The organism is Neochlamydia sp. AcF84, from assembly GCF_011087585.1.
In the GTDB taxonomy this organism is placed as follows: Bacteria; Chlamydiota; Chlamydiia; order Chlamydiales; family Parachlamydiaceae; genus Neochlamydia.
In genome coordinates this window covers 1-14,333 of sequence record NZ_VJOT01000033.1, presented here as the reverse complement: position 1 = coordinate 14,333, position 14,333 = coordinate 1, and the positions used below count along the sequence as shown (strand labels likewise).

General features: G+C 38.5%; 13 protein-coding genes and 1 tRNA gene. 9 read left to right on the top strand and 5 right to left on the bottom strand.

Features of this window, described 5'->3' with window-relative positions:
• Positions 1–819: 819 nt before the first annotated feature.
• A complete protein-coding gene (scpB, locus tag NEOC84_RS03030; protein WP_242678175.1) occupies positions 820–1,563 on the bottom strand; it encodes an SMC-Scp complex subunit ScpB in 744 nt (247 codons plus the stop codon).
• A 6-nt stretch (positions 1,564–1,569) separates the two neighbouring features.
• Entirely contained in the window at positions 1,570–2,298 is a 729-nt protein-coding gene (locus NEOC84_RS03025) for a segregation/condensation protein A (protein ID WP_166155185.1), read from the bottom strand.
• Positions 2,299–2,533: 235 nt separating this feature from the next.
• Here NEOC84_RS03025 and NEOC84_RS03020 point away from each other — a divergent pair, with 235 nt between their 5' ends.
• Positions 2,534–4,642: a S41 family peptidase gene (locus NEOC84_RS03020; protein ID WP_166155183.1), complete on the top strand. Its 2,109-nt coding sequence runs from the start codon at positions 2,534–2,536 to the stop codon at positions 4,640–4,642.
• 47 nt (positions 4,643–4,689) lie between these two features.
• A tRNA-Phe gene (locus NEOC84_RS03015) sits at positions 4,690–4,762 on the top strand.
• Positions 4,763–5,649: 887 nt separating this feature from the next.
• On the opposite strand, the gene NEOC84_RS03010 is transcribed toward NEOC84_RS03015, so the two are convergent.
• The gene (locus NEOC84_RS03010) at positions 5,650–7,917 is read right to left on the bottom strand and encodes a hypothetical protein (RefSeq protein ID WP_166155181.1); all 2,268 of its coding nucleotides are present in this window, start codon (positions 7,915–7,917) and stop codon (positions 5,650–5,652) included.
• Between the two features lie 406 nt (positions 7,918–8,323).
• On the opposite strand from NEOC84_RS03010, the gene rplU reads away from it, so the two are divergent.
• The 3 genes from rplU to obgE all read left to right on the top strand — a co-directional run bounded on the left by rplU (position 8,324) and on the right by obgE (position 10,023).
• Positions 8,324–8,653, top strand: coding sequence for a 50S ribosomal protein L21 (rplU, locus tag NEOC84_RS03005; RefSeq protein WP_039385975.1), 330 nt, complete (start codon positions 8,324–8,326; stop codon positions 8,651–8,653).
• Between the two features lie 12 nt (positions 8,654–8,665).
• On the top strand, positions 8,666–8,917 hold the full coding sequence (rpmA, locus tag NEOC84_RS03000; protein WP_166155179.1) for a 50S ribosomal protein L27: 252 nt from the start codon (positions 8,666–8,668) through the stop codon (positions 8,915–8,917).
• 104 nt (positions 8,918–9,021) lie between these two features.
• Positions 9,022–10,023, top strand: coding sequence for a GTPase ObgE (gene obgE / locus NEOC84_RS02995; protein ID WP_166155177.1), 1,002 nt, complete (start codon positions 9,022–9,024; stop codon positions 10,021–10,023).
• Positions 10,024–10,141: 118 nt separating this feature from the next.
• Here obgE and rfbD read toward each other — a convergent pair whose 3' ends face one another.
• Together rfbD and rfbC are read right to left on the bottom strand one after the other, a co-directional pair.
• On the bottom strand, positions 10,142–11,002 hold the full coding sequence (gene rfbD / locus NEOC84_RS02990; protein WP_166155175.1) for a dTDP-4-dehydrorhamnose reductase: 861 nt from the start codon (positions 11,000–11,002) through the stop codon (positions 10,142–10,144).
• Positions 10,999–11,547 carry a dTDP-4-dehydrorhamnose 3,5-epimerase gene (gene rfbC / locus NEOC84_RS02985; RefSeq protein ID WP_166155173.1) on the bottom strand — a complete coding sequence of 183 codons (549 nt, stop codon included), beginning with the start codon at positions 11,545–11,547 and terminating at the stop codon, positions 10,999–11,001. The genes rfbD and rfbC overlap by 4 nt, the downstream gene beginning before the upstream one ends.
• A 685-nt stretch (positions 11,548–12,232) precedes the next feature.
• On the opposite strand from rfbC, the gene NEOC84_RS02980 reads away from it, so the two are divergent.
• The 4 genes from NEOC84_RS02980 (at position 12,233) to NEOC84_RS02965 (ending at position 14,231) form a co-directional block, all read left to right on the top strand.
• A complete protein-coding gene (locus NEOC84_RS02980) occupies positions 12,233–13,336 on the top strand; it encodes an acetate/propionate family kinase (RefSeq protein ID WP_166155171.1) in 1,104 nt (367 codons plus the stop codon).
• 287 nt (positions 13,337–13,623) lie between these two features.
• Positions 13,624–13,842 (top strand): transposase, encoded by a 219-nt coding sequence (locus tag NEOC84_RS02975; RefSeq protein ID WP_166155169.1) that lies wholly within the window; start codon positions 13,624–13,626, stop codon positions 13,840–13,842.
• A gap of 44 nt (positions 13,843–13,886) precedes the next feature.
• Positions 13,887–14,021 (top strand): hypothetical protein, encoded by a 135-nt coding sequence (locus NEOC84_RS10045; protein ID WP_278248294.1) that lies wholly within the window; start codon positions 13,887–13,889, stop codon positions 14,019–14,021.
• A gap of 66 nt (positions 14,022–14,087) precedes the next feature.
• Positions 14,088–14,231 carry a hypothetical protein gene (locus NEOC84_RS02965; RefSeq protein WP_166155162.1) on the top strand — a complete coding sequence of 48 codons (144 nt, stop codon included), beginning with the start codon at positions 14,088–14,090 and terminating at the stop codon, positions 14,229–14,231.
• The last annotated feature ends 102 nt before the right edge of the window (positions 14,232–14,333 follow it).

The window sequence follows — 14,333 nt, the reverse complement described above, 5'->3', positions numbered from 1 at the left end:
TTGCTTTAAAATATAAGTTAATCCTTAAAGCCAATCAGATGGCCTATCAAGAACTGCAAAATTTACAAAGGAGTTCTATGCCTGCGTAAGGTGAGTTATTAAGAGTGAGGGAAAAAAGGGGCAGATAAGCCCCTTTTTAGGTCTCTTCCTATAGAAGGGTGCTAACTGAAAACCTTATTTTTTCTTAGGTTCTATATATATTATTTTGCATGTTTGATTTTCTTTAGGATAAATTTTACCGAGATGCTTTTTAGGCAGTATTTTAATGCGAGTATTAATGCCAACCAATTTGATAGGGTAACCAATTTTTTTATAAAAAGCCCTAGGCGCTCTTAAAGATGATAAACGTTACAAATAAGAATAAAATCAAATTTATTTATAGCGCTTTTAGGTTCTTTGAGAAATTTTTAATAGGACTTCATGGAATAAAAGGCGGTTTGGCTACTGTTGCCTATTTTTTCTTGAAAAAATAAAAAGCAAAATATTTTGCTCAATACACAATATGCCTCTCATCGGGTGTAATAACAATATAATTAAGTTGCAAAAGGATCTGTCAGTAGGCTTTATGCAATCCCTTAGCTTGGAAAAGGGATAGTGTGATAGAAGCAATAAGGGGTAGAAGTTGCTAAAATTCTGAGACTCAATTTTTCTACCATCGAAAAACTAGAGCAAACTTCATTTGATTTTCAAGAAGGTGAGCTACGAAGAAGTAGGCCAATTATCATGCTATTAAACTTTGATAATTAACGCTATACAGGATCGTAATTTTGGCATTCACTGGTATGAGTTGTTGGGGGAGAAGAGGATTACAATTGTATTTTAACTTTCTACAGGAGGTTGCCAACCAGGCAGCTCTTTTAAATCCCTCAGACCAAAATGTTTAAGGAAGTAGGGAGTGATCCCGTAGAGAGTAGGGCGCCCGGGCGCTTCTAAGCGGCCTACAGATTCGACAAGTTGCCTCTCCAACAAACTTTGAAGTGTACCCGAGCTATCTACACCGCGGATAGCATCAATTTGAGGACGGGTGATAGGCTGCCGATAAGCAATAATGGCTAACACTTCAGCAGCAGCGGGAGAAAGCTTCTCCGTGCGCTTATTACGAAAAAGTAAATCGAGGTAAGGGCTATATTCTTTACAGGTACGTAAAATATAACCCTGGGCAATTTCTTCTAATCTAAAGGCGCGCTGTTGCAAGATAAATTCTTCCGCTAGCTCTTGCAATAAGTCTTGAATTTGGCGGGGTTTAAGAGGTTCAACAGCATCCAGCACTTCCCGGATTTTATTAAAGCTAAGCGGTTCACGGCTGACGAAAAGCAAGGCTTCTATGATTCTTTTAAGGCGTGTTCTTGTAGTTTTTTCAGTGGCTTTTTGTTCTATAGCCTGATTATTAACGGGAATGCCTGGAAGAGAGCCTTGGACATATTGCTTTTTAGGAGAAAAGTCTTTAGGAGCTGTAAGTTTGTCTGGAGGGGAAGGAGGAAGATCCTCAGAAGGAAGCAAAGGAATTAATTCGTCTGCTGTCGTTTCCATTTCTTGTTCGAAAAAGTTAATTTCTTTAGCCATAAATATTTATACGTTCATGCATAACAGTATTTTCTGAGAGGCAACATCCTTGATTAAATAGCTTTCACCAATTTTCATCAGTTCAAGTACAGCCAAGAAGATAACAATAATTTCTAGCTTGCTTGTAGCATTTACAAAAAGTTGTCCGATTTCAAGCTGATGATTGACCTTTAAATATTGACGAATAGCTTTAATTTTATCAGCAACTTTCCACTCTTCTTCGTGAATAAATTTTGCCGTTTTGATCGGCGCTTTAGCTAAAGCTTGCTTGAAGAGATCCGCTAAGTCTTCCAAAGTCAAATGCTCGATACCCAAGGGTTTATTATTTTCTCCTAGAGGCTCTGGCTCCCGTAAATAATAAGCACTTTGAGACATCTCCAGCTGGGTAAGGTTTTTAGCTGCTTCCTTAAAGCGGCAATAATCCAGTAATTGATGAATAATATCAAAACGGGGATCATGCTCCTCCTCTCCCAAAGAGAGAGGCTGTTCATGCGTAGGCAGAAGCATACGGCTTTTAAGCCATAAAAGAAAGGATGCCGAAGCAATAAATTCAGCCCCTGAATCCACAGAGGAGGCCTGCCATTCCTTTAGCTTTTGGGTATACTGCTCAGTAATTTTTTTTAAAGAAATCTCAACGGGATCAATCTCATGCTTCTGAACAAGATGGAGCAAAAAATCCAGCGATCCTTCAAAGTTATCTAGAGCAAATACATCTTCACTATATAAGTTTTTCATATCAATAAGTCTACTAGAGCAAGAATTCTCTATAAATATAAAAATCTTACCTTTAAGAAAAAATAAGTTAAAATCAGCCTATCGAAGATAAGAATAGATTGCTGATGAAAATAATTTTATAGTTTTTCAAAAATGTTGTTGTTAAACCTGGTGCTCTCTATAATCCGGAAAGAGGTGAAGAGTTTTATTTCACAGTTGACTCATTATTAGTAAACTATGGTCGAAGGATATGCGCTTGCTTAATCGTTTTAATTTATTTATCATCTTTATTTTTCTAACTAATTCTTTTCTTTTAGGCCAGGAAACCGAGCAGCTTAAAAGGCAAGATATTAGTAAAATTATGGAGCAAATTTTTGCTGAGCATTTAGGTCAGAAAACGATTGACAAGAAAATCTTAAAAAATGCTTTTAAAAATTATATCGATCAGTTTGATCCCGACCGTACCTATTTAACCCAAGCAGAGGTAGAGCCTTTCCTTGGATTAACTTCTGAGCAAATGGAAATCTACATTACCGCCTACAAAAATGAAGATTTTTCTTCTTTTGAAAAGCTTAATGCGATCATTCAAAGATCTATCCTGCGGGCACGCCAATATCGGCAAGAGCTTATAATAAATACCGAAGAGCTTTTCAAAGCAGCAGATGAGCGTCGTTCAAGCCATAAAAATACAGATGGATTAGAGCCTAATTTAAAGGGTTCATTTGCTTCTACTTTTGAGCAGATTAAAAGACGTATCAAAGAGCAGATGGTAGCTTTTATTCAGGCCGAGCAGAAAAGATATGGAAAAGCTCAGGTATCTAACTACAAATCCAAACTCCTTATCATGTTTGATCAGGCATTGAAAAATATTGAAGAGGGATATCTGTATCAAACGAGTGAGGGTAAGTCGTATAGTGAGGGTAAAAAAGAAAATGCTTTAGTTTTACATATTTTAAAAGCTTTAGCTAGTTCTTTAGACGCTCATACGGCTTTCTACAGTGATGCAGAAGCTTATGACATGAAAGTACGTCTTGAAAAAGAGTTTGATGGTATAGGAGTGGTGTTACGGTCTACTCCTCAAGGAGTAATGATTTCTTCCCTAATCGAAGGTGGAGCAGCTTCTAAAAGCGGCAAAATTTTTGCTAATGATTATCTTCTGCAAATCAATGGTAAGACCACGTCCGGCCAAACGTTGCCGGAGGTGATGAACACAATAAGAGCCTCAAAAGAGCCTTCTATAGAGCTGGTCATCAGTAGATCTTTCCAAGAAGAAAATGGAAAACAGATGGAAAAGCAGGAAACGATCATTCTTAAAAAAGAGTCTATCCCTATTAAAGATGAGCGAATAGATATAAAACAGGAAAAAGTGGGCAACGGGATTATTGGCATCATCACCCTTCACTCTTTTTACCAAGGTGAAGATGGAACAGGTAGCGATAGTGATATGCAAAAAGCCCTAAAAGAATTAGATCGAAAAGGTAATTTGCGAGGGCTAATTTTAGATTTACGGGAAAATAGTGGGGGCTTTCTTAGCCAAGCTGTAAAGGTAGCTGGCCTATTTATTTCCAACGGTATCGTTGTAATTTCTAAATATTCTGACGGAGAAAAGCGTATTTATCGCGATATAGATGTGAGGACTGCTTATCAGGGGCCCCTTATTATCTTAACTTCAAAAGCTACCGCTTCTGCTGCTGAAATTGTGGCGCAAGCTTTACAGGATTATGGGGTGGGCTTAATTGTTGGAGACGAACATACTTATGGAAAGGGCACTATTCAAAGTCAAACAGTGACGGGCAATGAGGGAGAAACCACTTCTTTTTTTAAGGTGACGGTGGGTAAATATTACACGGTCTCAGGAAAAACTCCTCAATTGGAGGGAGTAAAAGCTGATATCGTCGTACCTGGCCCTTATCATAATGAACCTATTGGAGAGGAATATTTAGAGCATCCGTGGAAGCCCGATTTTATTAAGGCAGATTTTGAAGATAGTCTTCAAGATATTGAGCCTAGTGTAAAGTCTTGGTATATGAAATACTATACGCCTACTCTTCAAGCTAAGGTCTCAATGTGGCGAGAAATGTTGCCCTATTTAAAGAAAAATAGCGCTTATCGCATCGAAAACAATAAAAATTATCAAATGTTTCTAAAGCAAAAGAAAGAAGGAAATGGGGATGACATAAGGCTTTCTGGATCCTCTATCGAAGATGAACCTGGCAAGGAATCAAACAATTATGGTAAAGAAGATCTACAGATGCAAGAAACTATAAATGTACTCAAAGATATGATTTATTTGCATAGCAAAAAACGTCAGAATCAAGAGGTTAAAGGCGCTACTGCTTCTCTTCAAGCTGCTACAGCAAATTAATGTTTGCATAAAAAAGGGATGATAGTCTATCTTGCTTACTTATCTCTGGCCAGATAGCTCAGTCGGTAGAGCAGAGGACTGAAAATCCTTGTGTCGCTGGTTCGATTCCAGTTCTGGCCACTTTAGCCGGATTAATCTATTAATCCGGCTTTTTTTTGTCCTTTTCTTATTAGGCTTTGCTTTAGAGCAATCGTGATTTAATTTTAAAAATTTTAGAGGTGTTTTAAAAAAGCTAGCTATAGCTTGGTTTCGTTGCCAACTTATAATCGAACAAGCAAAGCCTTAAAAAGCGCGTGGTTAGGGCTTAACAAGCAAGCAAATGCGCAATTTTTTCGATTTTTTAATGTTAATTTGGATAAAGAGGAAAAAAGCGATAAGAGTAAATTTCAATCCTTGCTTTAACTACTTCTAATGGGCTAGATATAGCTCTTTTTAGCTTGTTGTCAGAAGAAGATTTAGGCATTTCCCTTTAGTTAGTGAGCCATGGAAGCAGCTAGCAGAAGACTCATTTTTACAGAAAAAGCTATTTTGCCGGCTTTAGAGCAACTATACCTCGATTAAAGCTCCAGCTGGCAAAAGATTTATAAGAAAGAGCATATTCCTAGAAATTTGTACTTCTCTTTTTCCCCGGAATATTTTCATCATCCAATGCATAACTTTTGCTGACTGGCGCCTTAAGAAAGTTTAGAAGAGAAAGCCGAGAAAGTCCTAGCCTTCTTGAAATGATGATAGGGACTGCCCAGCTTAATAAATTAAATAAAGATTTTTCCGCATTGATTAGTTACATGATCCTTTTTCTTTTTGTTAGCCTATTCTCAAAAATAGCTATCTGCATTTAAGTCAATACGCCATCCAAGCGATCTTAAGGTATAAAAGACATGATCTTAAAGAAGCGATTAAGCTTGAAAATTTTTTGAAAAGTTAAATGGGTAAGGTTCAACAGAATAGCCGATCTTAATCCCTACCAACTACTTATAAGCCTAAACTACCCTTTACAGGCCATTAGGTTAAATGCTGTATCTATTAATGGGGTAGCTAATAAGGCGATCGATTGGATGCTGTTGAATAAATTTAAGTTTTTCTCTTTTAGCAGCTAATTCCCATTTCTCAGTATGTTGAAGGTCAAGGAGAGGGGTGGGGGAGAGCCGATTTACTTTCTTTGCTTTCTCTAAATAAGAGGTGATAGCCTCGTAAGCTTTCCATTCAGATCTTAAACTTTCAAGTTTAGAGGTATAAACTAAATTAATTAATTTACCTAATGAAACGGGATAACATGCGGCTTTTTCACTTACATTTCTTAAGAGCTTGATAGCTAAGTGAGGATGCTCATCTGCGGCCGAAAGACAAAAGTTACCTAAAACATCATATAACTCATTTTTTATGGGTTCAGGTAGGAGGGGATCAATGTAGCTGGTGATTTGATACTCATGCTTTATTAAACCTATAAGGATGTTTTTTTTAATAGCATAGGTGTTTAGGTCCTTAGCAATTAAAAAGCTTTCAAGAAATTGGGAAAGAGGGCCTAATGGCGGAATCCAAAAGTCAGGTGCAGGTGCAAGACTTGCTTCTACATTTTTTAGTATTGAGTGGTAAGCAACTATTTTGGAAATTGCAGTGCAAGGACTTTGCTGGACTTCTTCGTTAAGCGTCTGTTGCATGATGAAGTCACCAAATATATAGGCTCCAAAAAGATGATGAAGCTCATCTTCTAGTCGATTTTGGAGTTTATAGATTTTAGCTTTGCAATAATAGGCCTGAGCAACCAAGGCTTTGGATAAGTGTTTCTGTTGGATAACTTGTTCAAATAAATCTAAAACTTTTTGGGGCTCTCCCGCCTGAGGCTCTTTTTCTATTAGTTGCGTCAAGCTATTTAGGCTTTTAGCTAGTATTGCTTCTTCCTGCTTTTCATCCAGCAAAAGACAAGTAAATAATTGCATCGCCTCGGGCAAGCATTGTTCAATCTCATTTCCCCCTTTATATAACATCTCTGCGTAATTTAACTGCGCTTGGCTGACAAGTTGGGGAGCTTCTTTTAAATAATCTTTAGCCTCGATAATTTGCTTAAATAATAAGATAGCATCGGGCCAATTGAGAGAGTTCTCGTCATCTCCATCGCGAAAAATAGTAGCTAATCCTAGCCCAGCTTTAGCCAAAAGAAGATCATTTTTATAAGAACTCTCCAACACTTCTTTGTATAAACTTTGGGAGAGTGCCAAATTTTTAGTGATATCAGGTAAATCCTGACGCAAAATGTCAGCTTTAGAGCATTTGGACATGAGCGAATAGACTATATGGCTATCATGCGTAGAAGAAAAATCGATGACTTCATTAAAAAGGGCAAGAGCTTTAGAAGCTTCGCCATGAGAAAAATACAACTCTGCTAAACAAAACTTGGGTTCTATTTGCCCTTCCAAAGCGATATTAGTCTCTAAAGACTTTTCATAGTAAAAAATGGCTTTTTCTACTACAGGTTCTAAGTCTTTGCTGCCCATGCCATACATATAAGCTTTTCCTACGTAAGCTAGATGTGTGAGGTAAGAGCAAGGATACATCTTTTCTAAAACAAGGCGAGAAAACTCGAAAAAAAGATCCCATTTTCTCTCATCAAAGTCTGTGAGCTCTTGAGGAGAAAAATCTGCTAGCGCTGCATTGTATAACTCATCAGCATCTAACCAACTCTGCTCGCCAGAGTAAGTGCTAGCTGTTAAAATCTCTGCAGATTGCAGGCAAGCTATTCCTCGTATGTAGGTAAATATAGAGCTGACTTGCTGGGTATGAATGCTTTTATACAAGCTTAATATTTTTTGCTCATCATGATTGATAGATTGTGTACGTAAGCGTTCAGCTAGACAAAATCTCCCTAAAATTGCAAGAGGATGGTCTTCTGGATAATTATCGATGATAGTTTCTATAGATGAAGCATTTACTAAGCTAGGATTATAAAGCCCGATAAGCTCTATACTCAATAAAGCTTTGTGTTTCTCTTCTTCTTCCAGCCAGCTAGAATGTCGGAGTGTGTCAAATAGTTCTAAGAATGAACCCTCGTTAAGCTTGGCTTCATTATTATATGCAAGGATAATCTGGCTGTTTAGCTTAGCTTTAATGATTGTTTCTGGGCTCTGATGAGGTTCATCAAGAATTTCTTTTAAAAATATTTGCGCTTTTTCAAGCTGGCCTTGAGCCAGCAGCCTTTCCGCTTTAGCTAACTTCTCGCGCCCAGCATGCTGGGAAGAAGGTAAGTAGAAAAGTGAGGGGATGATTGCAAATGCCTGCATAACTATAAATCAGTTTTTTTATTTAAAGAACCCATACTAAGAGTTAGCTCGGATATTTTCAATATATTTATAACTTAACTGAAAAGGACGTAAGAATTTAGGAGAGAAGAAGAATTACAAGCTTATCCCCTCCATCGTTATCAAACAAAGCACAAAAGGCCTAGCGATTATTAATTGTATTGGAAAAGTATGTTGGGCATCATTTTTATGAGAAGCATGGGCAGTAGGTTGCCCGAAAAGAGGATTCAGCTGCTTTTAAACCACACTTTTTTATTGACAAGAGACCGGCTCTTTTGGTGGCTTTAGATTTCGATTGATTGGAATACATCTAATGCGCTATACTGCACACAGTTTATTGATATTCTTAAAAAAACTTTATCGTTTTACAATGCCTAAGGGGGCTAGAATGAGTTCCAACAAATCATACGCGATTATCAAAACTGGCGGAAAGCAGTATCGTGTAGCTAAAGATGACATCATCCAAGTAGAAATGCTTGACGCAGAGCCAGGAGAAAAAGTTGAATTTGCTGAAGTGCTTTTTGTCGGTGAAGAAAACTCTTCCCATGTTAGCGCCCAAGCTTTAGAAGGCTTCAAAGTTATGGGTGAGCTGCTAGATATTGTAGCTGGTCCTAAGGTTGTAAGCTTAAAATACAAACCGAGTCATAATAATTACAGGAAGTTTGGCCACCGCCAACATTATGCACGTGTAAAAATTACTGAGATTGCCAAAGCATAAGGAAGGAGAATTATGGCACATAAGAAAGGACAGGGTTCAACCCGTAACGGACGCGACTCTCACTCAAAGCGTCTTGGAATAAAAGTAGGGATGGGTGAAATCGTCAAGACAGGTAGTGTCTTGGTTAGACAAAGGGGCACTAAATGGCACCCCGGTAAAAATGTAGGCCGTGGTAGCGATGATACGCTTTTTGCTCTTGCTGATGGAAGCGTTTCTTTTCGTAAATCCGATCGCACTTACGTCTCTATCGAAGCTGGAGCCTAACCATTTTAGAGCTATAGAAAGAGGAATGATGAGCATTAATTCTTCTCTTCATTCTTCTTCGTCAATTATTATTCTCTTTTAACTCTCCCTTTTTATATAAAAATATGTTTGTTGATCGTGTGACTATAGATCTAGCTGCCGGTAAAGGCGGAAATGGTGTTATTGCTTGGCGGCGGGAAAAGTATATCCCTAAGGGAGGGCCCTGCGGTGGCAATGGAGGTAAGGGCGGTTCGCTTATCCTTCAAGCCGATGCCCAAGTTTTTTCCTTGGAGTGGTTTCGCAATCGCCGCATTTTAAAAGCAGAAAATGGCCGTGAAGGAGGTCCCAATTGCCAGCAAGGACGCAATGGCAAAGACCTTGTTCTGAAAGTTCCTTGTGGCACGTTGGTAAAAAATGTTCATACGGGTGAAATTCTTCATGACTTTACCCAGGATGGAGAGAAGTGGGAAATTTGTAAAGGCGGCCGGGGTGGGCGCGGTAATGATAGCTTTAAGTCTCCTACCAATCGAGCACCCAATACACGCACCGAAGGCACCGAAGGTCAAGCCTGTAGCGTAGAATTAGAGCTAAAATTAATTGCTGACGTAGGATTGGTAGGCTTTCCTAATGCTGGAAAATCCACACTGTTTTCCTCTTTGGCTTCTGTCAAAGTAAAAATAGCTCCCTATCCTTTTACTACCTTACGACCTAACCTGGGTTTTATTACTTATAAAGAGCATCAACGCATTTTTATTGCTGATATTCCCGGGATTATCCAAGGCGCTCATTGCAACCGAGGATTAGGCTTTGAATTTTTAAGACACATCGAACGTACAAAACTTTTATTATTTGTCTTAGATGCTTCAGGGATCGATGGACGAGATCCCAGCGCGGACTTTGAAGTATTACGTCATGAAATTCAGGCTTATAATCCTGAAATGCTCGAACGTCCTTATCTTATCGTGTTAAATAAAATAGATACCGAAGAAGCTTCTCAGCATATTAAAGTCTTTTTAAAGAATAAGTTTGCTGCTAAGGAGAAGATTTTTCAAATTTCAGCTATGCTGGGTAATGGCTTGCCCGAATTACGTGAAGCTATTCGTTTAAATATTCAACCGTTAGCGTAATCCACTTATTCTTTAAAAGAATTTAAGGCAGAGAGCCCTCAATAGCTGCCTCTAAAAAAATTTAAGAATTAGCGCGGTAGAGTATTTTGTTAGCTTGTGTACTAACAACTTCTATAAATTATGCCTCCTCGAGGCACATCTGCAGCGTTTCATTCCAATCGGGGAGTTGAATACTAAATGTTTTTTCTGTTTTCTCGTGACTTAGTAAAGAATTATGAGGGCGTTGGGCAGCGACTGGATAGGCTGATGAGGGAATATTTACAAGTGTAGGCACCTTTACTCCTTTTTTAAGACTTTGCCAGTCAAAGATAGCTTTAGCAAAGCCGAACCAAGAGGTTTTGCCGCGGCAGGTAAGATTGTAAATGCCATCCTGTCCTTCATAACGGGCTATCACTTGCGCTGTAGCCTCTGCAATTAAACGGCTCCAGGTAGGAGCACCGATTTGGTCGCCTACAATCTTTAATGTATCTTTCTCTAGCCCTAATCTTAGCATAGTTAGCAAAAAATTGTGGCCTCGATTTCCATAAACCCAGCTAGTACGTAAGATTACATGAGCGCAGCCTGAGGCCTGAATAGCACGATCTCCTTCAAGTTTAGAGTAGCCGTAAAAATTTTGAGGATTAGGAACAGTATCTTCAGCAGAAGGACTGGGCGAGCATCCATCAAAGACATAATCACTGGAATAGTGAATGAGAAGCGCATTAAGCTTTTTAGCCTCTTCAGCAAGAATTTGAGGAGCCCGTGCATTGATGGCCATACAAGCTTCCTGCTCAACTTCAGCTTTGTCAACCGCTGTATAGGCTGCTGCATTAACGATCATATGGGGCTTTAATCCGTTTAGAAGCTCGCGAATAGAGAGAGGAGAAGCAAGGTTTAAGGCTTCCCGGTCATAAGTAATAAGCTGCCCCAGAGGTGAAAGAGTGCGACAGAGCTCCCAGCCTACTTGCCCTCGCTTGCCTAGGATAAGAATTTTTTTCATAGGAATACCTCGGCATCTTTGAATAAATTTCCCTGTTGATCTTTAGCCGAAAGAATAGGTAAAGCTCCCTGAAGGGGCCACTCGATGGCTAAATCTGGATCATTCCAAATAATTGTACGCTCCGATGAAGGATCATAAAAATCAGATGTTTTATATAGAAAGTCGGCCTGTTCTGACAACACTAGAAAACCATGGGCAAAGCCTTTAGGAATCCATAACATTCGTTTATTCTGCGCGGATAATATTAATCCTACCCACTGGCCGAAAGTAGGCGAATGTTTGCGTAAGTCTACAGCTACATCATAAACTTCACCGCTAACGACCCGAACAAGCTTTCCTTGGGGCTGATGAATCTGATAGTGGAGCCCCCGTAAGACATGTTTAGGAGAATGGGAGTGATTGTCTTGGACAAAAACATCATGAATATGAGCTTTTTCGCGAAACATCGTTAAATTAAAACTTTCAAAAAAAAAGCCGCGGGCATCCCCGAAAACCTGGGGTTCTATAATTTTGACTTCAGGTATAGATGTTCCAAGGACTTGCATAAATTTACCTTTAGGGATGAGAGTGATAAATTATCTTAAGAAGGTGCAGGTTTTGATACAATCAAAAAACCTCTATCTTCTAAATATTGAGAAAAAAGTTTTCGTGTAATTAATACTATGAGGATAGGCTGGCAAAAAATTACTAGCATCGGCTTTTGCCAGGTTGCTCTTATCTAATTTTTCTCTCGAGTTCTGTATCTATCGCTAATAACTTAATGATGTTGGTAAGTAGGTTTACTATCTTTTTTCTGCATGAAGGATTCGACTAATAGTAGAGCAAAAGTAAAAGGGGATTTTTGCTTTCTTTACGAAAAAGTAGATCCATTAGATTTACATTATGTTGAGCTTAAAGCAAAGGATGATGAAGATAGATCGCTAACATAAGAAACTTATATTAAAGAAGCCTTCCTTATTTAGGTTGCTTATTTTTAGCTTCTAAAGAAGCCAGACTCCAAAGATGAATTCAAAGTAGCAAAAGATAGAGAAAAAAACAAATAGAAATAATGTGGCAGACATAAGTCATTATAAAATAGGAAAAGGCTTACCTGCCGAATAAGAATTCTAAAAAAAGTTTTTTGTTTTCATAGGATAATGTATAAAGCGTTTAGATAATGAGAATGTTTTTCAATTTTTGTTTTTAATTATTGCTTTTTCTTCACAAGGACTTAGCAGGGCAGGGGCTTGCATGAAAATTTTAGTGGTAAATGGGGGATCAAGTTCTTTTAAATTTGCTTTATTTGAAGCAAAAAGCGTTTTTTTGCGCGATCTTGAGCCCTTATGGCAAAAGACTATAGAATTTGAAAATAGCTATGAAGATCGCCGAGCAGCTATTAAGAAAGCATTTAAGGAAGTTCCCACGCCCATTGATAGAATTGGCCATCGTATCGTCCATGGAGGCTGCCTCTTTCAAAAGCCTACTTTCCTTACTCCTGAGACTATAAAGCTTCTTCAAAAACTGTCTCATTTAGCTCCTTTACATAACCCAATAAATTTGCAAGGAATAGAGGAGGCAGAGTGTTATTTTCCCGCTGCCCCACAAATAGGAGTATTTGATACAGCCTTTTACACTAGCATGCCCGAAGTAGCATGGACTTATCCTCTCCCTAGTGAATGGACCAAAGAGGGAATTCGTCGTTATGGGTTTCATGGAATTAGCCATCAGTATTGCATGGAAACCATTCAAGAGAGGTTAGGTTCCGATAATCATAAATTGATTACGTGTCATTTAGGAAATGGTTCCTCTTGTACCGCTATTTTAAATGGAAAAGGGATAGATACGACTATGGGATTTACTCCTTTGGAGGGATTAATGATGGGAACACGCAGCGGTTCTATCGATCCTGGCATTATTCTTTACCTCCAAAAGCAGAAAAACATGACTATTGAGGAAGTGGACCATTGCTTAAATAAAAAATCAGGTTTATTAGGCATTGGGGGTAGCTTCGATATGCGTAAGATTTTAAAAGCTGCAGAGATGAAAGATCCTCGAGCTATTTTAGCTTTAGATTTATATGTACATTGTTTGAAAAAAGCGATAGGGGCCTTAGTATCTACCTTAAATGGCCTAGATACTCTATGCTTTACTGGAGGAATTGGAGAGAATGCTGCCCCAGTAAGGCAAAAGGCTGTAGAGAGCCTTGAATATTTGGGTGTTAAAGTAGATTCTATTTTAAACGGCGCATGGAAAAATGATGGAGAGATATCACCAGCCGCTTCTAAAGTAAAGGTTTTTGTCGTGCATGTGCGTGAAGAGTGGTTAATTGCTAAAGAATGCTTTAACTTACAATAAAGATTCATTAAAAAATGATGAGCTACTCAGCAGTTTCATAAAGAGAAACAAGCGCGGTAAAGAATGAGGTAAAAAGGTAAAAATAATTATATTTCACCTATATTCTTCTCTCTCTCAGGAAAGATAAAAAAGCTAAAAAATTAAAGTCCTCGATTTAATCTTTACCTCGCTTTAATAAATTGTAAATTAAATTTTAGTAAATGATTGGGGGCTATGGATGTATCTCCCTAATAGATATTTTTTTGATTACCCATATATAATCATTTTTCTTTTGTAAAAAGGAGGAAATGATGCCGGGAAAATTTGAAGGATTGAGGGATGCACAATGGCAAATTTTAGAGCCATTACTTCCTAAAGCGCCTGAAAAACGAGGTAAAGGCTATCCCCATACATCGTGGAGAAAAATTTGCGATACTATCTTTTGGCGCCTCATTACAGGTTCAAGATGGTGTGATGGCCTAAAGGGGACTAGTGGGGTTCTAGATCAGGAGCTCATCGCTGGCTAGGTAGATGGCAAGAAGATGGCACGTTAAATAGGATGCTGCAAGCCTTGCTTGATAGAGCCGATCTTGCCGGAAAGTTAGATTGGCAACGCCTAGCAGCTGACGGTTTTTTTCCAGCAGGGAAGGGAGGAGGGCAAGAGATTGAGTACGGATATAAAGGAAAAGGAACAACCACTTATTGATTAGTAGAAGGAAAGGCCTGGCCTATAGCTTTTGAGAACACAGCTGCCAATGGAGATGAACGCCAAATGGTGGAACCTTTAATTAATCAAGTTCAGCATCACATCAATAGGGTAAAAGATTTATTAAAGCTTTTTCCTATATTTGAAGCAGATAAAGGATACGTTGACGAATACTTAAGGGATAGGGCTATTAATGGCGTTGTTGCGTAAATACTAAGAAGTGTATGCGATAAGATTGCTCTTTAACACATAAGAGCTATAAAATTAGTTTGCAACAACAAAAATATAGGCAAGCTATGGAAAAAAAGCTCA